The organism is Mitsuokella sp. oral taxon 131 str. W9106 (genome assembly GCF_000469545.1).
Taxonomy (GTDB): domain Bacteria; phylum Bacillota; class Negativicutes; order Selenomonadales; family Selenomonadaceae; genus AWVT01.
On record NZ_KI273060.1, the window covers coordinates 1 to 24,874 of the forward strand.

A 24,874-nucleotide genomic window follows, 5' to 3' on the forward strand; every position below is an offset into this window, starting at 1 on the left:
CGCAGTGACGCAAGGCGTCGCTGCGCCCGCTCCCACATCAAACGTTAAAGCGGAAATGGACGACATCCCCGTCCTGCATGACATAGTCCTTGCCCTCGACGCGCACCTGCCCCTTTTCGCGCGCCGCCGCGACGCTGCCCGCCGCGATGAGATCCTCGTAACCGACGATCTCCGCACGGATAAAGCCGCGCTCGAAGTCGGTATGGATCTTGCCCGCCGCCTTCGGCGCCGTCGTTCCCTTTACGATCGTCCACGCGCGGCACTCGTCGGGTCCCGCCGTGAGGAACGTCTGAAGTCCGAGAAGATCGAACGCCGCATGGATGAGGCGGTCGAGCCCGCTCTGCTCCTCGCCGAGATCTTCGAGGAAGGCCTTCGCCTCCTCGGGATCGAGCTCGGCGATCTCCGACTCGACCTTCGCCGCGATCGCGACGACCTGCGCGCCCTCTTTCGCCGCGTACTCCCTGACCTTCTGCACGAAGGGATTTTCGTCGAACGCCGTCGCGACTTCGTCCTCGGCGACGTTGGCGACGTAGAGCGTCGGCTTCAGCGTCAGAAGATTCATCTCGCGGATCATCGCGCGCTCGTCATCCGTCAGAGCGACTTGCCGCGCAGGGCATCCCGCATCGAGCGATGCCTTGATGCGGCGCAGGATCCCGTCCTCGACCTTCGCTTCCTTATTGCCCGACTTTGCGATCTTCGCGAGGCGCATGATGCGCTTTTCGATGACTTCGAGATCGGCAAGGCACAGCTCCGTCTGGATGATGCCGATGTCGCGCAGGGGATCGATGCCGCCCTCGACGTGCGTGATGTCCGCGTCTTCAAAGCAGCGGACGACGTGCGCGACGGCATCGACCTGCCGGATGTGCTCCAAGAACTTGTTGCCGAGTCCCTCGCCCTTCGACGCGCCCTTGACGAGGCCCGCGATGTCGACGAAGCGGACGGACGCGGGCGTCGTCTTCTTCGATTGGTACAGCTCGTGCAGGACGCCGAGGCGCGGGTCTGGCACGGCGACGACGCCGACGTTCGGCTCAATCGTGCAGAACGGGAAATTCGCCGCCTCCGCGCCTGCCTTTGTGATCGCATTGAAAAGCGTGCTCTTGCCGACATTCGGCAGGCCGACGATGCCGACTTCTAAATTACTCAACTTGCTTACCCTCTCCCAGTGAATCCCAGTGAACCGATACTTACAGCGTCCCAAAAATGCGGTCGCCCGCATCGCCGAGGCCGGGCACGATATAGCCCCTGTCATTGAGCCTTTCGTCAATCGCGGCGACGTAGACGGGCACGTCGGGATGCTTCTGATTGATGCAGCGAATGCCCTCAGGCGCCGACACGAGGCACATGAGGATCATGCCCTTCGCCCCTTTTTCCTTGAGCATCGTGAGCGCCGCCGAGGCGCTGCCGCCCGTCGCGAGCATCGGATCGACGACGATGAGCGTACGCTCCGCGACATCGCCCGGCAGCTTGCAGTAATACTCGACGGGCTTCAGCGTCGCCGGGTCCCGGTAGAGGCCGATGTGCCCGACGCGCGCTGCCGGAATGAGGTTCAGGACGCCTTCGACCATGCCGAGCCCCGCGCGCAGGATCGGCACGAGCCCGACCTTCTTGCCCGCGAGCACCTTCGCCTTGCACTTCGCGACAGGCGTCTCGATCGCAATCTCGCGCAGCGGGAAATCACGCGTGATTTCGTACGCCATGAGCATGGCGATCTCTTCGAGCAGATCGCGGAAATCCTTCGTGCCCGTCTCCTTTTGGCGCATGAGCGTGAGCTTATGCTGGACGAGCGGATGATCGACGACGTGAACGTGCAGTTCCTCTGACATGGATGAGCCTCCTTTATTCGTAAAGCGGATACTTCCGGCAGAGCGCGGCAACGCGCTCCCTCGCCTCTTCCCTCTTCCCTGCATCATGCGGTGCATGCAGCACGAGCGCGATGATGTCGGCGACTTCCCTCATATCGGCTTCCTTGAAGCCGCGCGTCGTAAGCGCGGGCGAGCCGAGTCGGATGCCGCTCGTCACAAATGGAGAGAGCGGTTCAAACGGGATCGTGTTGCGGTTCGCCGTGATGTTGGCCGCATCGAGTGCCGTCTGCGCTTCCTTGCCCGTGATGCCCTTGCTCGTGAGGTCGACGAGCATGAGGTGCGTGTCCGTGCCGCCCGAGACGATGCGGAAGCCATCCGCCTGCAGCTCTGCTGCGAGCGCCGCCGCATTCTTTTTGATCGCGCTGGCGTATGCCTTGAACGACGGGTCGAGCGCCTCGCCGAGCGCCACGGCCTTTGCCGCGATGACGTGCATCAAGGGACCGCCCTGGACGCCAGGAAATACCGCCTTGTCGAACTGCTTGCCGAATGCCGCATCGCGGCAGAGGATCATGCCGCCGCGCGGCCCGCGCAGCGTCTTGTGTGTCGTCGTCGTCACGACGTCGGCATACGGCATGGGACTCGGATGCTCGCCTGCCGCGACGAGCCCGGCAATGTGCGCGATGTCGGCCATGAGATACGCGCCCGCTTTCTTCGCGATCTCCGAGAGGCGCGGGAAATCGAGCGTGCGCGCGTAGGCCGACGCGCCCGCCACGATGAGCTTCGGCTTCACTTCGAGCGCCTTCGCTTCAAGCGCATCGTAATCGATCTGCTCCGTCTCGCGCGCGACGCCGTAAGGCACGATCCGAAAATACTTGCCGCTCATGTTGACGGGGCTGCCGTGCGTGAGGTGGCCGCCGTCCGTGAGCTTCATGCCCATGACGGTGTCGCCGGGCTGAAGGAGCGCGAAGAACACCGCCATGTTCGCCTGCGCCCCCGAATGCGGCTGCACGTTCGCGTACGCCGCGCCGAAGAGCTTCTTCGCGCGCTCGATTGCGAGCGACTCGACGACGTCCACGCACTCGCAGCCGCCGTAGTAACGCTTGCCGGGGTACCCCTCTGCGTACTTGTTCGTCAGCACGCTGCCCTGCGCCTCCATGACCGCCTTGGAGACGATATTCTCCGACGCGATGAGCTCGAGCTTCGTGCGCTGACGCCGAAGCTCGCCGTCGACTGCTGCCGCGACCTTCGGATCGGCCTGCTTCAGCGTATCCATCCCATTCATAAAAGGCCCCTTTCTCACTCGCCCAGGATCTCCTCCTGCACGTTCGCGCGTTTTTTTTCGATGTCCATGATCTTGCCAACGCGGCGCGCGTGGCGGCCGCCCGCGAACTTCGTCTCGAGGAAGGCACGGACGATTTCCCCCGCAGGACCGAACCCGATCACGCGCCCGCCCATCGCGAGGACATTTGCATCATTGTGCGCGCGCGCTTTCTTCGCCGAGTAGACGTCATGGCAGAGCGCGCAGCGGATGCCCGCGACCTTGTTTGCCGCGATCGAGATGCCGATGCCCGTGCCGCACAGCACGATGCCGAAGTCCGACTTGCCGCGCGCGACATCCGCGCAGACCGCCTCCGCAATGTCTGGGTAGTCCACGGAATCCGCACCGAACGTGCCGACGTCCTTGACGGTCATGTTGTCGTACTCTTTCAGCACCATCTTAACCTCGTCCTTGAGCGCCACCGCGCCGTGATCGCTGCCAATCGTGATTTTCATTCTGTCCCCGCCTTTCTCAAACCTCCCTTCTATTCTAGCATAGAACCCGAAAAAAAAATACCGCTCGCATCAGATTCGCGGATGGCTGCGCCCTCCCAATTCCTGCGCCTTGCGAATCGAGGCGTAGATTTTTACGCGTCCGCATTGTATAATGGTAGCGTATTTCATCGCAAGAAATAAGGAAAAGGTGGGATTTGCTATGAACTTATCCAGACTGAAACAGGGTCTCGCCCTTGCCGTCTGCGCGCTTTCGATGACGGCGCTTGCGGCAGGGTGCGGCTCAGAGGGAGCAGGCTCGTCCTCCGAAAACGGCAAGCAGTACAAGGTCGGCATCGTCCAGCTCGTCGAGCACAACGCGCTCGATTCGGCGAACAAGGGATTCGTCGACGGGCTCAAGGAGCGCGGCTTCGAAGAGGGCAAGAACCTCACGATTGACCGCCAGAATGCACAGGCAGACCAATCGAACCTCCAAAACATCGCACAGCGCTTCGTCTCGGGAAAGATGGATCTCGTCTGCGCGATCGCGACGCCTGCGGCGCAGACGATCGCCAATGCGACGAAGGATATCCCCATCGTCGGCACGGCGATCACGGACTACGTCGGCGCGAAGCTCGCCGCCAGCAACGACAAGCCGGGCGCAAATGTGACGGGCACGAGCGACATGAACCCGATCCAAGAGCAGATCGACCTCCTCTTGAAACTAAAGCCGGACGCAAAGGTCATCGGCACGATCTACACATCGAGCGAAGTCAACTCCGAAGTGCAGGTCAAGGCGATGAAGGCGTACGCCGAGAGCAAGGGGCTGACCGTAAAGGTCGCGACGATCTCGACGGTCAATGACATCCAGCAGGCGGCGCAGAGCCTCGTCGGCTCGGTCGACGCATTCTACGAGCCGACGGACAACGTCATCGCGTCCGCCATACCGACGCTCGTCGCCATCACGGATGCGGCGAAGGTCCCCGTCATCGGCGGCGAGCCGTATCAGGTCAAATCCGGCGCGCTCGCGACCTACGGCATCGACTACTACCAGCTCGGCGTGCAGACGGGGCATATGGCAGCCGATATCCTGGCGGGCAAGAAGAAGCCTGCCGACATGCCGATCGAGACGGCGAAAACGCTCAGGATCTGCATCAACAAGAAGGATGCGGAAGCGCTCGGCATCACCATTCCCGCCGACGTCCTGAAGGACGCGGATATCGTGGAGTAAGCGCATGGATCTCGTAATCTCTACCATCTCACAAGGCTTCCTCTGGGCGCTGCTCGCGATCGGCGTCTACCTGACGTTCCGCGTGCTCGATATCGCCGACCTCACCGTCGAGGGAAGCTTTCCCCTCGGCGCGGCGACGGCGGCGACGCTGCTCACGGCGGGCTTCCATCCCATCGCCGCGATCCTCGCCGCCTGCATCGCGGGCATGATCGCGGGTGTCGTGACGGGCTTTCTCTGCACAAAGCTCAAGATCCCCGCGCTGCTCGCGGGCATCCTCACGATGATCGCCCTCTACTCCGTCAACCTGCGCATCATGGGCAAGGCGAACCTGCCGCTTTTGCAGCAGGACACGATTTTCACGATCTGGCACTTTGGCATGGACAAGATGACGGCGACGCTCGTCATCGGCGCCGTCATCGTCCTCATCGTCGCTGCGGCGAACTACTGGTTCTTCGGTACGGAAATCGGCGCTGCCGTCCGCGCGACGGGCGACAACCCGCACATGATCCGCGCGAACGGCATCAACACCGACGCAATGGTCGTGCTCGGCCTTTTGATGTCGAACGGGCTCGTCGCCATCTCGGGCGCGCTCGTCGCCGAGAGCAACGGATTCGCGGACGTCGGCATGGGCGTCGGCACGATCGTCATCGGTCTCGCCTCCGTCATCATCGGCGAGGTGCTGTTCGGCACGCGCAGTTTCTTCAACTGCCTCATTTCCGTCATTTTAGGCTCGATCGTATACCGCGCCGTCATCGCGATCGTCCTGCAAATGGGCATGCCGCCGAATGACCTCAAGCTCTTCACGGCGATCCTCGTCGCGATCGCGCTCTCGATGCCGCTCATCAAGGCGCGCTTCGCCTCCATGCGAAAGGCGGTGAGGTGATGCTCCGGATCGAGAACATCTCCAAGACATTCAACCCCGGCACGATGACCGAAAAGCGCGCGCTCGAAGGCGTGAGCCTTCACCTCGCGCCCGGCGACTTCGTCACCGTCATCGGCGGCAACGGCGCGGGCAAGAGCACGCTCATGAACTCCATCGCAGGCTCGTTTCCCGTCGATGCGGGCAGCATCTTGATCGCGGGCACGGACATCACGAAATGGCCGGAGCACAAGCGCGCGAAATTCATCGGACGCGTCTTCCAGGACCCGATGATGGGCACGGCGGCGAACATGATGATCGAGGAGAACCTCGCGATCGCCGCGCGGCGCGGCCGTACGCCGACGCTCCGCTGGAGCAGCTCCCAAAAAGAGCAGGCGCACTACCGCGAGCTGCTCGCCGGGCTCGGCCTCGGCCTTGAAGACCGCCTCGAATCGAAAGTCGGCCTGCTCTCCGGCGGTCAGCGGCAGGCGCTCACGCTCCTCATGGCGACCCTGGAGAGCCCAAAGCTCCTGCTGCTCGACGAGCACACGGCGGCGCTCGATCCGAAGACGGCGGGAAAAGTCCTCGCGCTCACGGAGAAAATCGTCACCGAAAGCCGGCTCACCACACTCATGATCACGCACAACATGCGCGATGCCCTGCGCCTCGGCAACCGCCTCATCATGATGTTCGGCGGCCGCATCCTCTTCGACGTCGGCGGCGAGGAAAAAAAGCACCTGACCGTAAAAGACCTGCTCGCCATGTTCGAAAAAGCCGCCGGAAGCGAGCTCGCAAACGACAGCCTGCTGCTTAGCTGACCAGGATACGGAAAAGGAAAGACAGAAACGAACCGCATCTCCACAGCGAGACGCGGTTCTTCCATATCTGGCATAACCTATTTGTTCGGTCTTCCTTCGCGCGCCGCCTTTTCGCGGTGGTAGCGTTCCTTCTCCGCATACATCGCCTGATCGGCGCGGTCAATGACGTCCTGCACGCGTTTTGGGTGCGCTTCCCATGCGACGCCGATGGAGATGGAGAGCGAATCGTCCTTTGCGAGGCATTTCCGCATCGCGCCGATTTTCCCAAGGAGCGCCTCCTCGCGCTCCCCGACGCTGAGCACGACGAACTCGTCGCCGCCGACACGGTAGATTTCCTTTGCCGGGAAAATGCGATGGAACAGTTCGCCCGCTTGAGCGATCATCCTGTCCCCGTACTCATGTCCGAGCGTGTCGTTCGTTTCCTTGAGATTGTTGAGGTCGAAATACGCGACACCGAGCGAGCAGTCGATGCGGCTGTTTTCGAGCCGCGTCTTTTCGCGCATGAAGGCATTGCGGTTGCCGCAGCCCGTCATCGCGTCGTAAAAGCTCATCTTTTCCAGCAGCGACGTATACGCCTGCATGAGGATGCGCGTCGAGACGTAGTACGCAATGGAGAGCAGCAGCGGCTCGATGTTCTGCATCTTTTCGAGCGGCGGATTGTCGAGCCCGATATAGCCGACAAGCTTGCTGCGCACGCGGATCGGCGCGACGATATAGCTGTGTATGCCGCGCGCGACAATCATTTCGTATTCCTCCCGCCACGAATCCCGGATGTCTTCGACATCGGGGATCAGGATGCAGCGATTTTCCTCCATGATCGGCAGCCAATGCTTGAAGCGGGACACATCAATCCCCTGCCGCTCCGGCATATAGGAAGGGACGCCCTGCATGCACCACTCGTGCGTGTTGTAGAGCAGTCCATGCCGCAGTTCAAAGACAAACGCGCGCTTCGCCCGAAGCGTCTCCCCAAGATTCTGCAGGATGAGATTGTACGCCTTTTCCAGGCTATCGCACTCCGCGAGGATATGGAGGGTATGCCCGAGCATGTCCTGTGCCTCGAGCGCGTTCTGCAGCGCGCGCTTTTCCTGCTCGATCTCGGACACGTCGATGGAGAGAACGAGATGGGCGAGCCGCCCTTCCAAACGAATGCCGCGCATCTTGATGTAAACATGGCGCTTCGTCGCGGGATTGTATCCCTGCGACTCCCTCACCTCGCCGATCGCGAGCGGCATGGTGCAGCAATTCACGCAAGGCACGTGAATGCCCGCGAGCATCTTATGGCACGTGAGGGACTCCGCAGCAAGGGATGAAACGCCCGTGCGTTCCCGCTCCGCCCGGTTCACAAACAGGATGCGCTGTGTCTTCGCATCCGTAATATGTACCATTTCGTCGAGGAGGTCGAACGCTGCGACATCCGCCAAGGAAAGTGCATTCAGATCCATCAGCGGCTCCCCTCCTGCTTCCTATGATATCGCACCTTTTCTTCGTACATCGCTTCATCGGCACGATCCACGAGCGCCTGCATATCGTGCGGAGCATCCTCCCATGCCATGCCGACGGAGACGGAAAGCGTCGCATCGTTCCGAACGGCCGCCTTGATGGCGTCGACGAGAGCGGAAACTTCCTGCTCTCCCTTATCGACGAGGAGCGCGACGAACTCGTCGCCGCCCGTGCGGTAGACCAACTCCTGCGGCATCACGCTGCACATGATCCGCGCCGCTTTTTGGATCAGCTTGTCCCCATACTCATGTCCGAGCGTGTCATTCGTCTCCTTGAGCTTGTTGAGATCAAAAAAAATGACACCGACAGTGTGGCGGCTCGCGCTTCGTTCGAGTTGGTCCTTGCGCCGCATGTAGGCGTTACGGTTGCCGCAGCCCGTCATCGCATCGTGGAAGCTCATCGTTTCGAGCAGTGCCGTATGCTCATTCATGCGGATGCGCACGGCAATGTAATACGCGACGGATGCAAGAAGCGGCTCGATGTCCTGCGCAAGATCCTGCGGCGCATTCTCGATGCCCAAAAGCCCAATGACATGACCGTGCATGCGGATCGGCGCCACGATGTAGCTGCGCGCCCCCCTGCTCGCCATGATGCGATATTCGATGCGGTCGACGCCGCGCACTTCCTCCACGTCCTCGACGCACACGCAGTGATTCCCGCGGAAACGATCCATCCACCGCGCGAAAAGCTGCGGGCTCATTCCCTGCTCCTCCTCCTTTTGCGATGCCGCGCCTTCCGCACACCACTCGGCCGTCGTGTAAAACAGCCCGCGGCGGAGAATGCAGAGATACGCCCGACTCGCGCGCAGCGTCTCGCCAAAGTTCTGCAGGATGAGTGCATAGGCCTTGCTGGGATCAGGCATCTCATTCAGGATATGCAGCGATTCGCTGATCATCTCCTGCACCATCAGGGCATTCGAAAGGCGCCCTTTTTCCCGCTCCACGCGCGAAACGTCGAACCCAATGACGAGGCGGGCAAGGCGTCCGTTCAGATCGATGACCCGGCTCTTGATGTAGACGTCACATTTCGCCATGCTGTTATAGGCACGCGCCGCCGTGAGCATGCCGGCAGAAAGCGCCTTGAACTTGCAATGCTCGCAGCGTTGGGTGCGCCCATGCATGAGCTCGTAGCAGTAGCGCTTCCCTTCCGTCTGGCCTGCCGATGCGATCCGCTGGCGCAGTGCGTCATTGAGGAAAATCACCTCGCACGTATCCACGTACGCGATGTATACCATTTCGCTTAGGAGATTGAAGATCTCCGCATCCTCCAGTGACCGCAGCGCATATTCCAACGGCATCACATCCTTTCATCCAAGCCAAAACCAACAGGGATCCATGGACTCTCAAATATACGCTCTCATTCTACTACATACAAAAAACCATTTCAATAGATCCTGTCCCAAATGCCTTTCGCAAATTGCCCGGTTAATTGCCCTTTGCCCCAACCTGCTATATAATTGCTATATAATAATTAAAAACATAGAAACACGAACCGGACAGGAGGAAGATTCCATGCAGATACCCGATTTGCTCGACGTCCACATGCACACGGTCGCGAGCGTTCACGCCTACAGCACGATCCGTGAAATGGTCATGGCGGCAAAGGGAAAAGGACTCCAGATCGTCGGCATATCCGACCATGCGCCCGCGATGCCTGGCTGCTTCTCCCCCATGTACTTCTGCAATTTCAAGGTCATCCCGCGAGACTGGGGCGGCATCGCGGTCTTTATGGGCGCCGAGCTCAACGTGATGGACTTCTGCGGCAGCACCGACCTTCCTGGGCACCTCACGCGCCGTCTTGACTACGCGATCGCGAGCCTGCACGACAACTGCATCCGTCCCGGCACGCGCGAAGAGAACACCGCCGCTCTCATCGGCGCGATGCAAAATCCACAGGTCAAGATCATCGGGCATCCCGACAACCCCGTCTTTCCCGTCGACTACGAGGCGCTCGCATGCGCGGCAAAAGAGCGCCACGTCCTCCTGGAGGTCAACAACAGCTCCTACGCGCCGAACGGCAGCCGCAAGGGATCGCGCGAAATCGTCGGCGAGATGCTCGCCGCCTGCAAGCGCCACGCGGCCAAGGTCATCCTAGACAGCGATGCGCACATCGAATTCGACGTCGGCAACCACGTCTATGCGCAGGAAATGATAAAAAAATACGAATTCCCGCAGGAACTCGTAATCAATTCGTCTCCGGACGCCTTCAAGGCGTGGATCGGCGCATGACGCGAAAGCAACCGGCGCGGGCAGCCCTTAGCCTTAGATATGCGCTGCGAGGAACGCCTCAAATTCCTCTTCCGGCATCGGCTTTCCGTAGAGGAATCCCTGCCCGAACAGGCAGCCGCTCGCGAGCAGGAGATGCTCCTGCGCCACCGTCTCGATGCCCTCGCATATCACTTTCATGCCGAGCCCATGTCCGAGCTCGATGGCCTTCTTGAGAAGCACGTGCATGCGGTCCGAGCTCTCCGCCGCGAGCAGCAGCGAGCGGTCGATCTTCATGACGTCGAGCGGCAGGAGGCTGAGCAGCGCGAAATCCGAGTAGCCCGTGCCGAAGTCATCCATGGAAATCGAATAGCCCATTTCCTTCAGCGCCTTCACGACTTCGATGGCGCATTTTTTCTGCTCTTTTCCCGAAAAATCGAACGCCGTTTCCGTGAGCTCAATCTCGATGCCGTCCGACGTGCCGAAGTACTCGATCATCTTCTGCATGTGCTCGATGTAAGCGCGCTCGCCGACGTGCATGCGGCTCTGATTGACCGAGATCGGCACGAGGGGCAGCTTTGCGAGACGGCGATTCTGCTGGAACCGATAGACCTGGCCGATGATGTAGTAATCGAGCTGGAGCTGGAAGCCCGTGCGCTCGAACGTATCGATAAACGCGCCCGGCATCAGAAAGCCGAGATCCCGGCTGTCCCAGCGCACGAGGGACTCCGCACCGATACATTTCCTCGTGCGGATATCGTACTTCGGCTGGTAGTATATCTTGAACTCCTGCCGGCGCAGACCGTCTCTCATGCAGCTCTCGATGCGATTCTCGAACGCCGCCGTATCGCGGATGCCCGTGCTGTAGAACTGCACGGGCGCACCGTGCTGCGCCGCGAGTCCCGCGTGCGTGAGCGCCTTTTCAGGCGTCGCGCTCGACAGGCCGAGCCCGTAGATGCCCGCCTGTATCGTGACGTGCACCGTCGTGCCGCCAAACTCCAAAAACTCGCAGTGGCGCAACAGATTCGTGACATTTTGTTTCAGCGTGTCCCGGTCTTCCATACGGACGAGCGCAGCGACCTGCGCCGCGCCGCTGCGCACGCAGGCCGAAATCGACCAGTCCGCACGTTCATCGAGCTCGTGCCATAGGTGCTCGAGTATCTTCTGCACCGTCTTGCGCCCGTACGTGCTCACGAGCGCGTCGTACGTCGGCAGGAAAAAGACGGCCACCGCAAACGGCTCAGACCCTTTTGCCCCTTTTTCGCTCATGAGATCGGCGATGCGCTGCTCCAGCATGGCGCGTCCCGGCAGCCCCGTATGGCGATCCTGCAGGAGCAGCTCCTTCAGCCGCTTCGTCAGGGCGCGCTCACGCCTCAGCGCACGGACGGCCCAGACGAGCGCCCCCACACTCGCACCAAAACCAATCGCAACAATCGTCTCAATTCCAATATCCATATCCTGCACGATCCTTTCGTACGGAATTGACATCTGTATATCCATTTCTTATAATCATTCATGATATATTTTTTTTCGTCATTTGTAAAGTACGGGGATTTCTTTCCCGTATCCCCCACAAGAGAGGAGCTGCTCCATGGGAAAACCACCCATCAACATGGATCTCTTCCGCACGAAGAGCATCGCCCAAATGCGCGAGGCGGCGGCCAATTCCGGCATGGCAAAGACGCTCGGCGCACTCGATCTCGTCCTCTTAGGCATCGGCTGCGTCATCGGCACGGGCATCTTCGTCCTCACGGGCGTCGCCGCCGCGAAATACGCAGGGCCCGCCGTCACGTTCTCGTTCATCCTGTCGGGCCTCGCCTGCGCGCTCGCCGGCCTCGCCTACGCAGAATTCGCCTCGATCGTGCCGGCGTCCGGCAGCGCCTACACCTATACGTACGCGTCGCTCGGCGAATTCATCGCCTTCATCGTCGGCTGGAACCTCATTCTCGAATACACCGTCACGGCAAGCGCCGTCGCCTCCGGATGGTCCGGCTACGTCACGGGGCTTCTGCTCTCAGCCGGGCTTGACGTGAGCCACGCGCTCACACACGTTCCAGCAGACGGCGGCATCATCAACCTGCCCGCGATCTTCATCACGCTCCTGCTGACCTTCTTTCTCATCCGAGGCACGCAGGAAAGTTCGAAGCTCAACCGCATCCTCGTCTTGATCAAGCTCGCCGCCGTCTTCATCTTCCTTCTCCTCGCGGGCCCGCACGTCGACACGGCGAACTGGTCGCCCTACATGCCGTTCGGCGCGCAGGGCATCGCGGCGGGTGCGGCGATCGTCTTCTTCGCCTACATCGGCTTCGACGCCGTCGCAACAAGCGCCGAGGAGTGCAAGCGCCCCTCACGCGACGTGCCCATCGGCATCATCGGCTCCCTTCTCGTCTGCACGGCGCTCTACGTCGTCGTCGCCGCCGTGCTCACAGGCGTCGTGCCCTACACGGATCTGAACAACCCGGAGCCCGTCGCCTTCGCGCTTCGCTACATCGGCTACAATCTCGGCTCGGCGCTCGTCGGCGTCGGCGCGATCGCGGGCATCACGACGGTGCTCCTCGTCCTGCTCTACGCGCAGGCGCGCATCTTCTTCGCGATGAGCCGCGACGGCATGGTGCCGGCGAACGTCTGCAAGATCCACAAGCGCTACCACACGCCTTACATCGTGACAGTCGCGGGCGCGATCTTCGTCTCCGTCATCGCCGGCTTTGCGCCGATCGGCCTCATCGCCGAGATGGCGAACATCGGCACGCTCTCCGCCTTCACCGTCGCCGCGCTCGGCGTCATGGTACTGCGCGTGACGAAGCCTGGCCTGCCGCGCGCATTCCGCTGCCCCGCCGTCTGGATCATCGCTCCGCTCGCAGTCCTGGCGTGCGTCTACCTCATGCTCCACCTGCCGATGGAAACGTGGATCCGCTTCATCGTCTGGTGCGTCTTCGGCTGCCTCGTCTACTTCGGCTACAGCTACCAGCACAGCATTCTCGGCCACCAAAAAGAAGAACCCCGCGCAAAAAGAAAGGAAGAATAAATATGTACGTACACGATCTCGTGCGCCAAGGCGCGCCCGACGCCATCGCCCTCGTCGACCACAAGCGACGCTTTGCCTACAGCGAGCTCGCGGCGGCGACGAGGAACTGCCGCAACCGTCTCTACGCGGCTGGCGTGCGGCAGGGCGACCGCGTCGCCATCTTCTCACGCAACAGCGCGGAGTTCATCTTCGCCTACTTCGGCATCGCTTCGCTCGGCGCGATCGCCGTTCCGATCAACTTCCAGCTCGCGAGCCGCGAGATCGCCTACATCATCAAAGACGCGGTCATCAAGCATTTCCTGACGTACGAGCCATTGAATCTCGTCGATCCGCTCGCTGCGCTGCGCTGCGACCTCAAGGTCGCGCAGCACGACATCAAGACAATGGGAAATCCGAAGAAAGACCTTCCCGAAGCGCCTGCACTCCCCGCCGATTTTGACGAGAACGCGCCCTGCGCCCTCATCTACACGTCGGGCACGACGGGCTCGCCGAAAGGCGCCGTGCTCTCGCACAAGAACCTCATCACGAACGCCAAGCAGATGCGCATCATGGGATGCGAGCCGAAACACCATGTCCTCGCCGTTTTGCCGATGTACCACTGCTTCGGCTGGACGTGCTCCGTGCTCTTCCCGCTCTACTGCGGCGCAGAGGTCGTCATCCTCGACAGCTTCACGCCAAAAGAGACGATCCGCGTCATCCGCGAGGAAGAAGTCAACGATCTCTATGTGGTTCCGTCCATTTGCAGCCTCCTCACGAAGCTCGCGACGCCGGAGGACATGAAGAACCTCCGCCTCGTCGTCAGCGGCGGCACGACGCTGCCGCTCAAGATCGAGCAGGATTTCATCGAGAAATTCGGCGTCGATATATGCGAAGGCTACGGCCTCTCGGAAGCCTCTCCCGTCGTCGCGATGAATCCGGCCGGAAAGGCCGTCGTCGGCTCCATCGGTCCCGTCGTCCCCGGCATCGAGTGGAAGCTCGTCGACGCCACGGGACACGAAGTGCCGAAAGGCGCGTGCGGCGAGCTCATCGTGCGCGGCGACAACGTCATGCTCGGCTACTGGAATATGCCGGAAGCGACGCAGGATACGCTGCGCGGCGGCTGGCTCCATACGGGCGACGTCGCGCGCGCGGACGAAAACGGCTACCTCTACATCATCGATCGCCTCAAGGACATGATCATCAGCATGGGCGAGAACATCTACCCGCGCGAAGTGGAGGAGCTCATCTACCAGTTCCCTGGCATCTACGAGGCCGCCGTCATCGGCGTCGAAGACAAGCTGCGCGGACAGGCGGGCGCGTGCTTCTACAGCCTGCACGAGGGCGCCTCCATCAACATCCGCGAGCTCAAGAAGTTTCTCCAGGCAAACCTCGCACTCTTCAAGATCCCGCGTGAGTTCCACGAGATGGACGCCCTGCCGCGCACGTCGACGGGCAAGATCGCGAAACGCCTGATTTGGGAGAAATTCACCGAAAAGAAAAAGGATTCTTCTTGTCCATTATAAAAAACGGCTAGACCCAGTCGCAGCGTTTAGCTGCTTTGCATGCAGATCCCTAATTAGAAAAACGTCGCCATCACGAAGGAGACAAGAAGTGCGATTGCCATAGGAATCGCAGTGCGCTTTACCAAGTCAACTGGCGATACCTCTGCCACGCCTGCTACAGCGACAACGGCCGCTGTAATCGGCGATGCACTACGGGCAATACTTGCTGCCATCTGCATAGGCGTGATCATCGCTACCGGCAGAATGCTCATCTTAACTGCTATATCCGGCACCAGTGCACCGAATGAATAAAACGGCGCATTTCCGGAACCCATGATAACAGCAGCTGCAGCAACAATAATTGTCATAACAAGCGTAATGCCAACAGCCCCTACACCTAAATTTTCTGCCCCGCCAATCAGTGCGTCAATCGCACCGATCTTCGTTAAACCATAGGCAAACGTTTCACCGGCAACGATAAGCGTGACCACCGTCGCAAACAGCTTTCCCATGCCATCAAAGACGACCTGTATGCTTCCTAGCACCATCTTCAAATTACGCGTGTGGACAATCTCAAATAGCATCGCGACAACAATACTAATCAGCATAGCCGTCACAACAGGCATCTTGATCGAGGAGATGACAAGTTTGCTGAATACCAATACGAGTGCAATCGGAATAATTGGCAGGATCGCATAATACCGTGGCGGCAATGCATTGGACTTCACTTTGCTGTCAAACCTCATTTCGACCTGCTCCGTTCCGTCGCGGCGATCAAACCAACGCTGCACAAAAAAGTGCGATACAGCAATTGCGATCATCGTAACGATGGCAATCGGTATTTGTTCACTGACGAAATAATCGGTCACGTCCAATCCGGCGGTTTTGGCAGCAAAGGCGGCTGTTCCCGAAGCGGGGCCTAGATCAAGGCATGGCGTAGTCGCAATGACGCCTGCTGCAGAAAGCCGGCTGATGCCCAAACTGATCAGAATAGGGTACATCGTCGCCATAAGCAGGACACAAAGTCCTGCTGCACTTGGAATCACGATATTGAGCATTTGCCCGATTATATAACAAACGGCCAGCAAAATATAGGGAGATTTGATAAGTGACAACGGGTGAGCTGTAATATGAACCAGTATGCGGCTCGCGCCAATATGCTCCATGTACTTCGCAAATCCGCCTACTGTCATAATCAAAAGCCCGATACCTGCTACACGCGTGCTAAATGTATCTTCTATAAATTTGAACATATCAAACCAAGCAAATCCCGTTGTCATTTTTCCATCTAAAATCGGATAACCAAACAAAATCGTGGCTGACATAAGAATCAATCCACCAATGAACAAAACCGTTTGAGCCTTGAATTTCTTTAAGATGAACCATGCCGTGACAAGCGTCACAAGCAGTGCCAATAGAATTTTAAGCATAGCTATATCCTCCTAAGCATACACATGCTTAATGCTGTACGATATGTCGAATCACCTCATGAAGCAGTTGGCAACGTGGCTCAATCGATGCGAGCTCTAAATATTCTGCCTCGCTGTGCGCGCCTCCTCCAACCGGTCCCAATGCATCGATGGTCGGAATGCCTGCGGCAGCGGAAAAACTGCCATCTGATCCACCGCCACTCGCCATCCACCCAAAGGAAACGCCAATTTCTCGACCGATTTGATCAATCGTTCGGCAAAGCTTTTTCGTTTCTGCGCTGGGAATCATCGGTGGACGTGTTATGCCGCCTTCTACCTTTGCTGTCGTTCCCTCTACACGAGGCATTTCCTGCAGTTTCCGCATAACTGCTTCAATCCTTGCCACTTCCTCATGTTCATAATACCGAACATCAACCGCCGCATGAGCCTCACCAGGAACGGCACTAATCGATGTTCCGCCCGATACAGTTCCTACATTGACAGTCGTTTCTCTCGTCAGATCCGTTGCTTCCTGCAGTGCCAATATCCATCTCGCAATCTCTTCGATAGCACTTCTGCCACTCGTGTAATCAATGCCGGCATGGGCGCTCTTCCCTTTGATCGCGATATGGTAACGGGCAATTCCTTTTCGCTGATTGACTAAATCCCCATTTGCTCGACCCGCTTCGAGAACAAGAACACATCGGCTTTTCTTGGCAAGCGATACCGAATATGCTTTTGAGTACCGCGAACTGATGCCTTCATGATCGCTGTTTAGAAACACACAAATATTTGCATTGTTAAGCAACTGCTCAGATTGCAATGCAGATAATACATACAAACCGCTTAATAAGCCTGCTTTGCAATCAATCACCCCAGGTCCCATTGCGCGGCCATCTCGCTTTGAAAACGGGCATTTCTTCGCCGTTCCAAGCGGGAACACTGTATCCATATGTGCCAAAATTAGCACATCGTATCGCTCTGCAGGATGATTGACGATATGCAGGCAGGGCCCGATCGAATCGAAAAACTTTTTCTCCGTGATCTTCCATCCCAAATCCTCGTAACGCTCACGCATAAAAGCGGCAATTTTTCCAGCCCCATCTGGCTCTGATGAAACGCTGTCAATATTTACTAAATATTCCAGTTGTCTCAGGTAGCGTTTTATATCCACGATTTCCATAAGCATTCTTTCTTCCTTTCTTCTTTTTTCTTCTTTCTTCCTTCCGATACATATCCCAATCGAATGGACTCCTGCCTTTATGCTTATTATAAAGGTTGTAAATGGTTCTGTATAATTCGTGTTTCTTCTAATGTTATTAGATATTCGAATTGACTCTGAATCTATGAAAATGCTAGGCTATAAAATAGAGTGAATTTATCGATAAAGGATGTGTGCCTATGCTATTCAAACAGTTACAGTATTTTATGTCTGTGGCAGAATGTCGCCACTTTACGAAAGCCAGTGAACGATTATTTGTATCACAATCCGCCCTTTCGCAGCAAATTACAAAGCTCGAAAATGACCTTGGCATCACTTTAATCAATCGCGATTCACACCCCATCGAGCTAACGCCTGCCGGCAGAGTCTTTGCAAAACAGGCAAGCATCATTTTAGCTGACCTGAAAACACTGGAAGAGCAAATGGAACAATGGCGCGATACCGACTCTTCCTCGCTTCGAATTGGCATTATTGCAGGCCTATCCAATCTTCCGCTTACGGAGATTCTATCGGATTTCAATACGCATCACCGCAGCGTAAAGCTTTCTCTCGTCAACCACCTTAGCAAAAAGCTATGCTATCTGCTAGACGAAGAATTGCTAGACGTTGCAATATTCGCAATGCCAGCTAACATTCAGTCGTATGACTTCGATGTTATTCCATTGCAAAAGGAGCCTTTTTTCGCAATCTTTCCGGAGAAGCATCCGCTCGCAAAAAACGAACTTTTTGATATTGCTTCGGCCAAAAACGAAAATTTTATCTTTCCGTCTCCTGAAAATGTATCCCATGATTCCATCCTATCGGATTGTAAAAAACATGGTTTTCAGCCTAAAATCATAAGCTATTGCAACCGCCCTAGACATCGAATCAATCTCGTCCAAGCTGGTTTTGGAATTTCTTTGATTTCCGCTAGCGGCTTAATGAACCATCCGACAAAAGAGGGAATCATTGTACGTCCGCTTACAGAACCATTTCATAAAACCATCGTCATCGCGCGCAAAAAAATAAGACATGCACATGGTACAGTACAAGCTTTTTGGCAATATATCGAAACGTATGCAAAAAAAAAGCCGAATCTCATAATATGATAAGATCCGGTTTTTGTATGTCATGTAAGCGGAAGTTCCATCGAAATGCGATACGGAAATCAAGCCTTCAATCGTCGCTGCCCTGAATCTGGCGCAGGAGGCTGAGGATCTCGACGTAGAGCCAGACGAGCGTCACGAGAAGCGAGAACGCGCAGTACCACTCGTACTCCTTCGGCATGCCTTCGCGGACGGCCTCGCTTATCATCTCGTAGTCGATGAAGAGCGACAGTGTCGCGACGCCGATGACGATGAGACTGATGCCGATGCCGATCGCGCCGCCGTTATGAATGGGGAGCATGACGCCGAAGAGCCCGAGGACGATCTGCGCCGCGTACAGGATGAGGATGCCAAGGAGCGCAATCATCGTGATGCGCATGAATTTCGCATTGACCGTCACGATGCCGCGCGAGTAGACGATGCCCGCCGCGATCGCAACGCCGAACGTCGCCATGACGGCGCTCACGGCGATGCCGGGGATCATCCGCTCCAGCATAAAGGAGAGGCAGGCGAGGCACATGCCCTCCAGGATCGCGTAGAGCGGTGCGAGGAATCCCGCCGTCTGCGGGCGGAACGAGACGATGCATGCGACAATGAACGCCATGATTGCCGTGACGCCGGTCGTGACGGGCGTCGCATAGCCGAAGTGCCACGTCGTGATGGCAGAGAGCGCGACGAGCACGACGAGCCCGATGCTCTTTCCGGCGACGCCGCCGTAGGACGCCGTCTCGCTGAGCGCGCTGCGCGATATGCCGTTTTCGAGTCTGGATAGCATTGGATTGTTCAAAAAAATCATCTCCTGTTTTCTTTCTGAAATAGACGGGTTGGAACAAATCTTATTATAGTGGGTCGCAGGCATTTTGTCCAATCCCGTCAAAAATGTGGTTGACTGAGTCAATATAATGTGTTCTGTCCCAAGTAATGCATGACGAACTGCTGCGCCGTCCGTCCGCTCCTGCCGCTGTGCGTCATCTCCCAGCGCACGCCCGCGATGCGAAGTTCTTCCGGCGTGAGCGCGATGCCCTCTTTGCGCAGCATGTGGTCGATGATCGAAAGGTACTCCTTTTGGTCGGGCGCGTAGTAATGGATGATGAGCCCGAAGCGGTCGCTGAGCGAAATCGTCTCGTTCATGCTGTCCTCACGGTACAGCTCATCCTGCGCACCGTCGCGGTCGCGCCAGCTCTCATGGATGAGGTGGCGTCGGTTCGACGTCGCATAGAGCAGCACATTTTCGGGGCGCGCGGCGACGCCGCCCTCGATCGCCGACTTCAGGCGCTTGTACGCGGGGTCGTGTTCCTCGAACGAAAGATCGTCGAGGAACACGATGAAGCGCTTGCCCGCATGGATTCGCAGCGCTTCCATGACCGCGGGCAGGTCGGAAAGCTGTGATTTTTTTAGCTGCACAAGACGCAGCCCCTGCCCGTAATACACCTTTGCAAGCGCCTTGACGATGGAGGACTTGCCCGTGCCGCGCGCGCCGACGAGCAGCACGTTGTTCGCCGTTCGTCCCGCGACGAATGCCTCCGTGTTTCCGAGGATCTGCTCCTTCTGATGCGCGTAGCCGATGATGTCCGCGAGATCCATTGCCGCAAACGACGGGATACCGCGCAGACGATGCGCCGCATCCTCCCACTCCAATGCCGCACAGGAGGCGATATCGCCGTAGCCGTAGCGCCGATAGTAGGCGAGAAATGCCGCTGCGGCCTCCTCCGCCGTCTGAACGCCTGCAAGCGATTCCGTGAGCGATTTCGCCGCCTCCGTCCCCATCCCATGGGTCGGCTTGTAATCGTCGAAGAACGGGATGCCGAGCCACATGTGCGCAGGCTCCGTGATGAGCGGCAGGAGCACCTCGATATCGCGGACGAAAGCAGCCCGCAGGCTCTCGCCGAGCGCTCCTTTTTTCGCCTCAATCGTTTCCGAGACGAGATTCGCTTCCTGCACAAGCCCGTGAATGACGGCGCCGCGCACGAGACTCCCTGCCATGCCGAGCCGTTCCGCCTCCCTCATGAGGGCAGCGGCGCACGCCCCGACAGCCGTCTCGTCCCCTTCCAACACGCGCTTCAGCATACGAAAAACCGGTGTATCGAGGAGGCTGCGGCAAACGGTGAGCGACGATAAGTCCTTTCCATACGTCATGGTATCATCCTTTCATGCGCCCCGCACATTCGCTGCGCACAACGAATCGCGGGGCGCGCAAAAAATCATTTTCTTCCTGACGCGCACGCGCGTCGCGCACGCAGAGTGCGCGCAATTCCGTCGCCTCTGTATCGAGCGCCAGCATTTCCTGCAAGGCGGAAAGCCTGCCGCCACGCCGCGTCTTCGTCGTAAGCGCCGCGCTCGTCTTCGTGATGAGCGGGATAGCCGACCTCCTCTTCGCGCGGTGCAGAAGCGCGCGCCCCGCCTCGCTGAAGGCGAGCACGCGCGCGTAGCGCGGTCCTATGGCATCCATCTCCGCCGCCTGCCGTGCCTGCACGCCGAGCAGGAGATGCGGGATAAGCCGTCGGATGCGGCTCGCGGGGTAACGGCTCGTCACGGTCTGGGACACGAGCCCATCGAGCGAGTCTGCTTTTCGCGCCACCTTGAGCAGGCGATTCTCAAGCCCCTCGCCCATGCCGAGCACGGCGCGCAGGCTCTTTGCGCGCGCTGGGATGAGGGACGCGAGCAGCGGGCAAAAGAGCCGCTCCTCGTCCGCGATACAGTTCGGCGTGGATTCGCGCAGCACCGTATAGACGGGCGCGGGAACGGCTGCCTGCACGGCCGCCCAGTCCGGCTGCGCGGCGCGCACGGCATGGCGTATCGCGCTGCCGCTCGCCATCGCGCCCGCGCTCCCGTCTGCGGCATTTCGGATCGCGATGGTGCCGTGGGGTGCGCCGTGCCGGGCGATGAGGATCGGCGCGAGCGGCAAAGAGAACGCGGCGCACGCGCGCAGGTACTCGACTGCGAGGATATTATTCGGTGCACGGAGCAATGCGCGCGGAATCCGTGCCGCTTCCTCAAGCGCCTCTGCGAGCGCCCGGGCGTACGCGTTTCCATCCTGCATGTGCGCGTGCAATATCGCCTGTACCTGCGGTGAAGAAACCGCCTCCGACGCCCGTTTGAGCAGGGGGAGATCGTCACATTCCGCGCCGAACGCGAACGCATCGACGATGCCGAGTGCCCCGAAAAGCCGCAGTGCGCCGCGCGCGAAATCCTGCGCGCTGCGGCAGGCGAATACGAACGGCAGTTCCAGCACGAGATCGACGCCGCCGCGCACGGCAAGCCCTGCCCGCTGCCACTTATCCAAGAGAGCCGCCTCGCCGCGCTGCGTGAAGCTGCCGCTCATGACGGCGACGATGGCCGCATGCGGGCATCGTTCGCGCACGGCGCGAATCTGCCATGCATGGCCATTGTGGAACGGATTGTACTCCGCCACGATACCGACTGCGCGTGCGCTCATTTCCATCGCGTTCCCTCCCATCCGGCGAATTGCCCGTCCTATTCCCATTATACCATGAAGCTTTCCCGCATAATCGAAATTTATTTCCGCATCAAAAGACCATATTGCACAAAAATGCGGCGCATCCCGTACGCAGGGAAGCGCCGCATTCCGGTTCAGCAAGGGACGGCTGCGCGCGGCGCGACCGCCCTTTGCCAAACGATTCCTCAGCGGGAAATCTTAGTGGTAAACGGCCACGTCATCCAGTGCATGGACGTGATAGCTCTTCTTCACCTGCACGGACTGCCCGCCGGTGAAGACCACGAGACATACATCGCTCGGTGCATGTGCGCGGATGTAATCGAGATCCACCTGCATGAGCTTGTCGCCTTTCTTGACCTTCTGCCCGTTTTGGACGAAGACCTCGAAGCCCTGCCCGCCGAGCTTGACCGTATCCACGCCGTAATGAATGAGATACTCCGTGCCGTCCGCCGCCTTCATGCCGATAGCGTGCTTCGTGTCAAAGACGAACATCACTTCCCCGTCCGTCGGCGCGACGACGGCGCCATCGGCAGGTGCGACGAAGAATCCGTCCCCCATCATCTTGCCGGCGAAGCCATCGTCTGGCGCCTCCGTGATGGGATGCACCGTGCCGTTTGCAGGCGAGGCAAACGGCTTGCCTTCCGTCGTAGGATTCGCTTCCGCCGCAGGCGCTTCCGGCTCTGCTTCTGCAAGCGGTCCGGGCGCCTTTTTCGCATCGTCCGGCTCGACCTCCGGCGCGGTCTCGAGATACTCCTCCAGATTGGACTTGATGACCGCGACCTTCGGGCCGTAGATGACCTGCACGCCCGTGCCCTTGACGATGACGCCTGCCGCGCCCGTAGCCTTTAAGAGCGTTTGGTCAACCAAGGAGGAATCCGCCACGGAGCAGCGGAGCCGCGTTGCGCAGCAATCCACCGATGTGATATTGTGTTTGCTGCCGAGCGCCTTTGCAATGCACCGGCTCACCTCGTCGCCGCCGATCGCTCCGGTGGATTCATGCTGCGCCGCCTTGCGGGCATTGACATCGGCTTTCGTGTAGAGCTTCGTCTCCTCATCGTCGTCCTCACGGCCCGGCGTCTTGAAGTCGAACTTCTGGATAAGAAAGCGGAATGCCGCATAGTAAAGGAAGAAGTAGACAATGCCGACCGGAATGAGCAGCATCCAGCTCGTCTTGTCGTTGCCCTGCAGGATGCCGAAGATAAAGAGATCGAGCAAGCCGCCCGAGAACGTCAGTCCTACCGCCACGCCCAGCATATGCGCGATCATGTAGGCCGCACCGGCTAGGATCACCTGCACGCCGAAAAGCACCGGCGCAACGAAGAGGAAGCTGAACTCAATCGGCTCGGTAATGCCGGTGAGCATGGACGTCAGCGCCGCCGACAACAAGAGACCGCCCGCGACCTTCTTCTTTTCGGGGCGCGCACAGTGATACATGGCGAGCGCCGCGCCCGGAAGGCCGAAGATCATGAAGATGAACTCGCCGGAGAAATACCGCGTCGCATCGGCACTGAAATGCGTAACGTTCGGCGAAGCGAGCTGCGCGAAGAAGATATTCTGACCGCCTTGGATCAGTTGCCCGTCCACCATCATGGAACCGCCGACACCCGTCTGCCAAAACGGCAAGTAGAACACATGGTGAAGCCCGAATGGGATCAGGGCGCGTTTAATGATACCGAAAATGAGCGTGCCGACATAGCCCGTTCCCGTCACAAGGCTGCCGAGGGCGAATATGCCCTGCTGCACCACCGGCCAAATGAAGGTCATGGCGATGCCGACAAAGAGGAAGACAACCGTTGAAACGATGGGGATGAAACGCGAACCGCCGAAGAAAGAAAGCGCGTCCGGCAATACGATCTTATGATAGCGATTGTGCAGCCACGCCACGCCGATGCCGACGATGATGCCGCCGAACACGCCCATCTGCAGGGACATGATACCGCAGCTAGAGGCGATGGTTCCTTCCAGCACGTCGGGGGATATCGAGCCGTCCGCCAGGATCTTCCCCGTGGCTTTCAGCATGGAATTACAGGAAACGTGCATGACGAAGAACGCGATCATGGCAGCAAGGCCTGCCACTTCCTTTTCCGCCTTCGCCATGCCGACGGCAACGCCCACGGCAAAAATGATCGGCAGATTGCCAAAGATCGTCCCACCTGCCGCGCTCATGACCGACAGCAAGGTGTGGAGCACCGTGCCGCTGCCCAGGATCCCTTCCAGTCCGTATGTCTCGATGGTCGTGGGATTCGTGAAGGACGCGCCGAGCCCGAGCAACAGGCCGGCGATCGGCAGCACGGCCACAGGCAGCATGAAACTGCGTCCGACGCGCTGCAAGACACTAAAAATTTCGTCTTTCAATAAAGTCACTCCCTTTTGCACTAAATCGATAATATCGCGCGGCATCCATGCCGCTCACCTTTGTCATTATACCATGTTTTCGCCTAGACGACACCGTTCCGCCGAAACCCTGTGTTTCAACTTTTGTACCAAAGAACCCGCATCAGAATCCGCATCGGCGCAAACCCAAACGGCATGAAAAGACGCCGCAGCAAAACGCTGCGGCGTCCGATAAAGTCCAAACGATTTGCGCCGTCAGAGCGCCTTGTACCCCGGCGGCACTGGCGCAACCACACTGACAAAAATGAAATCCTCCGTCCCCGTGTTCCTCAGCCCATGGCACATGCCCTTTGCCGAGATGATGAGATCCCCCTTAGCGACCGGCACCTCCTCGCCGGGCGCGGGGAAAAACACGCCCTCGCCCTGCACGCAGACCCAAAAATCGTCGCCTTCTGGGTGCTCGTGCGCCGCAACCTCCTGCCCCGGACGAATCCCCCAGACCGACCCGCTCGTCGCATCCGTCTTGTAGAACACCGTCTTTACCGCCTTGTCACCAAACTGCACCACGTCCGCAAGCTTGAAGCATCGCGTCTTGAAATCCTTCGTCACAGCCATAAAAAGCCCTCCTTTTTCATTGTATCACGCCACCATTCTATCTTATTCTTGCAGAAAAGTCTATCCATAATTTCAGACGAGGG

Annotated in this window: 21 protein-coding genes; 7 read left to right on the plus strand and 14 right to left on the minus strand. The window is 58.7% G+C overall.

Annotation, left to right across the window (positions count from 1 at the left end):
• Positions 1 to 37 precede the first annotated feature (37 nt).
• From ychF to rpiB, 4 genes are read right to left on the minus strand one after another with little or no spacing between them, the layout of a single operon-like run.
• Positions 38 to 1,144 carry a redox-regulated ATPase YchF gene (ychF, locus tag HMPREF1985_RS06445; protein ID WP_040637321.1) on the minus strand — a complete coding sequence of 369 codons (1,107 nt, stop codon included), beginning with the start codon at positions 1,142 to 1,144 and terminating at the stop codon, positions 38 to 40.
• Between the two features lie 40 nt (positions 1,145 to 1,184).
• The gene (gene upp, locus HMPREF1985_RS06450) at positions 1,185 to 1,823 is read right to left on the minus strand and encodes a uracil phosphoribosyltransferase (protein WP_021771727.1); all 639 of its coding nucleotides are present in this window, start codon (positions 1,821 to 1,823) and stop codon (positions 1,185 to 1,187) included.
• A gap of 13 nt (positions 1,824 to 1,836) precedes the next feature.
• Positions 1,837 to 3,084: a serine hydroxymethyltransferase gene (gene glyA / locus HMPREF1985_RS06455; protein ID WP_021771728.1), complete on the minus strand. Its 1,248-nt coding sequence runs from the start codon at positions 3,082 to 3,084 to the stop codon at positions 1,837 to 1,839.
• 14 nt (positions 3,085 to 3,098) lie between these two features.
• A complete protein-coding gene (gene rpiB, locus HMPREF1985_RS06460) occupies positions 3,099 to 3,575 on the minus strand; it encodes a ribose 5-phosphate isomerase B (RefSeq protein WP_021771729.1) in 477 nt (158 codons plus the stop codon).
• A 199-nt stretch (positions 3,576 to 3,774) separates the two neighbouring features.
• Here rpiB and HMPREF1985_RS06465 point away from each other — a divergent pair, with 199 nt between their 5' ends.
• From HMPREF1985_RS06465 to HMPREF1985_RS06475, 3 genes are read left to right on the plus strand one after another with little or no spacing between them, the layout of a single operon-like run.
• Positions 3,775 to 4,782, plus strand: coding sequence for an ABC transporter substrate-binding protein (locus tag HMPREF1985_RS06465; protein WP_040637322.1), 1,008 nt, complete (start codon positions 3,775 to 3,777; stop codon positions 4,780 to 4,782).
• 4 nt (positions 4,783 to 4,786) lie between these two features.
• Positions 4,787 to 5,665, plus strand: coding sequence for an ABC transporter permease (locus tag HMPREF1985_RS06470; RefSeq protein ID WP_021771731.1), 879 nt, complete (start codon positions 4,787 to 4,789; stop codon positions 5,663 to 5,665).
• On the plus strand, positions 5,665 to 6,459 hold the full coding sequence (locus tag HMPREF1985_RS06475; protein WP_021771732.1) for an ABC transporter ATP-binding protein: 795 nt from the start codon (positions 5,665 to 5,667) through the stop codon (positions 6,457 to 6,459). The genes HMPREF1985_RS06470 and HMPREF1985_RS06475 overlap by 1 nt, the downstream gene beginning before the upstream one ends.
• Before the next feature lie 77 nt (positions 6,460 to 6,536).
• Here HMPREF1985_RS06475 and HMPREF1985_RS06480 read toward each other — a convergent pair whose 3' ends face one another.
• Positions 6,537 to 7,901, minus strand: coding sequence for a sensor domain-containing diguanylate cyclase (locus HMPREF1985_RS06480; RefSeq protein WP_021771733.1), 1,365 nt, complete (start codon positions 7,899 to 7,901; stop codon positions 6,537 to 6,539).
• Complete coding sequence (locus tag HMPREF1985_RS06485; protein WP_040637323.1) at positions 7,901 to 9,250, minus strand: sensor domain-containing diguanylate cyclase; 1,350 nt, start codon at positions 9,248 to 9,250, stop codon at positions 7,901 to 7,903. The genes HMPREF1985_RS06480 and HMPREF1985_RS06485 overlap by 1 nt, the downstream gene beginning before the upstream one ends.
• A 226-nt stretch (positions 9,251 to 9,476) precedes the next feature.
• Between HMPREF1985_RS06485 and HMPREF1985_RS06490 the strand changes: the two genes are divergently transcribed.
• Positions 9,477 to 10,187, plus strand: coding sequence for a phosphatase (locus HMPREF1985_RS06490; RefSeq protein ID WP_040637351.1), 711 nt, complete (start codon positions 9,477 to 9,479; stop codon positions 10,185 to 10,187).
• A 33-nt stretch (positions 10,188 to 10,220) separates the two neighbouring features.
• On the opposite strand, the gene HMPREF1985_RS06495 is transcribed toward HMPREF1985_RS06490, so the two are convergent.
• Entirely contained in the window at positions 10,221 to 11,618 is a 1,398-nt protein-coding gene (locus tag HMPREF1985_RS06495; RefSeq protein ID WP_196805349.1) for a GGDEF domain-containing phosphodiesterase, read from the minus strand.
• A gap of 157 nt (positions 11,619 to 11,775) precedes the next feature.
• On the opposite strand from HMPREF1985_RS06495, the gene HMPREF1985_RS06500 reads away from it, so the two are divergent.
• Complete coding sequence (locus HMPREF1985_RS06500) at positions 11,776 to 13,188, plus strand: amino acid permease (RefSeq protein ID WP_040637353.1); 1,413 nt, start codon at positions 11,776 to 11,778, stop codon at positions 13,186 to 13,188.
• Between the two features lie 2 nt (positions 13,189 to 13,190).
• Positions 13,191 to 14,690 carry a class I adenylate-forming enzyme family protein gene (locus tag HMPREF1985_RS06505; protein ID WP_021771738.1) on the plus strand — a complete coding sequence of 500 codons (1,500 nt, stop codon included), beginning with the start codon at positions 13,191 to 13,193 and terminating at the stop codon, positions 14,688 to 14,690.
• Positions 14,691 to 14,743: 53 nt separating this feature from the next.
• Here the strand turns inward: HMPREF1985_RS06505 and dcuC are convergent, their stop codons facing one another.
• The gene (gene dcuC / locus HMPREF1985_RS06510; protein ID WP_021771739.1) at positions 14,744 to 16,099 is read right to left on the minus strand and encodes a C4-dicarboxylate transporter DcuC; all 1,356 of its coding nucleotides are present in this window, start codon (positions 16,097 to 16,099) and stop codon (positions 14,744 to 14,746) included.
• A gap of 28 nt (positions 16,100 to 16,127) precedes the next feature.
• Complete coding sequence (locus tag HMPREF1985_RS06515) at positions 16,128 to 17,261, minus strand: M20 family metallopeptidase (protein ID WP_040637355.1); 1,134 nt, start codon at positions 17,259 to 17,261, stop codon at positions 16,128 to 16,130.
• 218 nt (positions 17,262 to 17,479) lie between these two features.
• Between HMPREF1985_RS06515 and HMPREF1985_RS06520 the strand changes: the two genes are divergently transcribed.
• Positions 17,480 to 18,388 carry a LysR family transcriptional regulator gene (locus HMPREF1985_RS06520; RefSeq protein ID WP_021771741.1) on the plus strand — a complete coding sequence of 303 codons (909 nt, stop codon included), beginning with the start codon at positions 17,480 to 17,482 and terminating at the stop codon, positions 18,386 to 18,388.
• Positions 18,389 to 18,455: 67 nt separating this feature from the next.
• On the opposite strand, the gene HMPREF1985_RS06525 is transcribed toward HMPREF1985_RS06520, so the two are convergent.
• The 5 genes from HMPREF1985_RS06525 to HMPREF1985_RS06545 all read right to left on the minus strand — a co-directional run bounded on the left by HMPREF1985_RS06525 (position 18,456) and on the right by HMPREF1985_RS06545 (position 24,791).
• Positions 18,456 to 19,181 (minus strand): Bax inhibitor-1/YccA family protein, encoded by a 726-nt coding sequence (locus HMPREF1985_RS06525; RefSeq protein WP_021771742.1) that lies wholly within the window; start codon positions 19,179 to 19,181, stop codon positions 18,456 to 18,458.
• A gap of 98 nt (positions 19,182 to 19,279) precedes the next feature.
• The gene (locus tag HMPREF1985_RS06530; protein WP_021771743.1) at positions 19,280 to 20,521 is read right to left on the minus strand and encodes an ATP-binding protein; all 1,242 of its coding nucleotides are present in this window, start codon (positions 20,519 to 20,521) and stop codon (positions 19,280 to 19,282) included.
• Positions 20,522 to 20,525: 4 nt separating this feature from the next.
• Positions 20,526 to 21,827 (minus strand): tRNA(Met) cytidine acetate ligase, encoded by a 1,302-nt coding sequence (locus HMPREF1985_RS06535; protein WP_051349072.1) that lies wholly within the window; start codon positions 21,825 to 21,827, stop codon positions 20,526 to 20,528.
• Between the two features lie 213 nt (positions 21,828 to 22,040).
• Positions 22,041 to 24,197: a PTS transporter subunit IIABC gene (locus HMPREF1985_RS06540; protein WP_040637325.1), complete on the minus strand. Its 2,157-nt coding sequence runs from the start codon at positions 24,195 to 24,197 to the stop codon at positions 22,041 to 22,043.
• A 234-nt stretch (positions 24,198 to 24,431) separates the two neighbouring features.
• Positions 24,432 to 24,791, minus strand: a complete 360-nt coding sequence (locus HMPREF1985_RS06545; protein WP_021771746.1) for a cupin domain-containing protein — start codon at positions 24,789 to 24,791, stop codon at positions 24,432 to 24,434.
• Between the last annotated feature and the right edge of the window lie 83 nt (positions 24,792 to 24,874).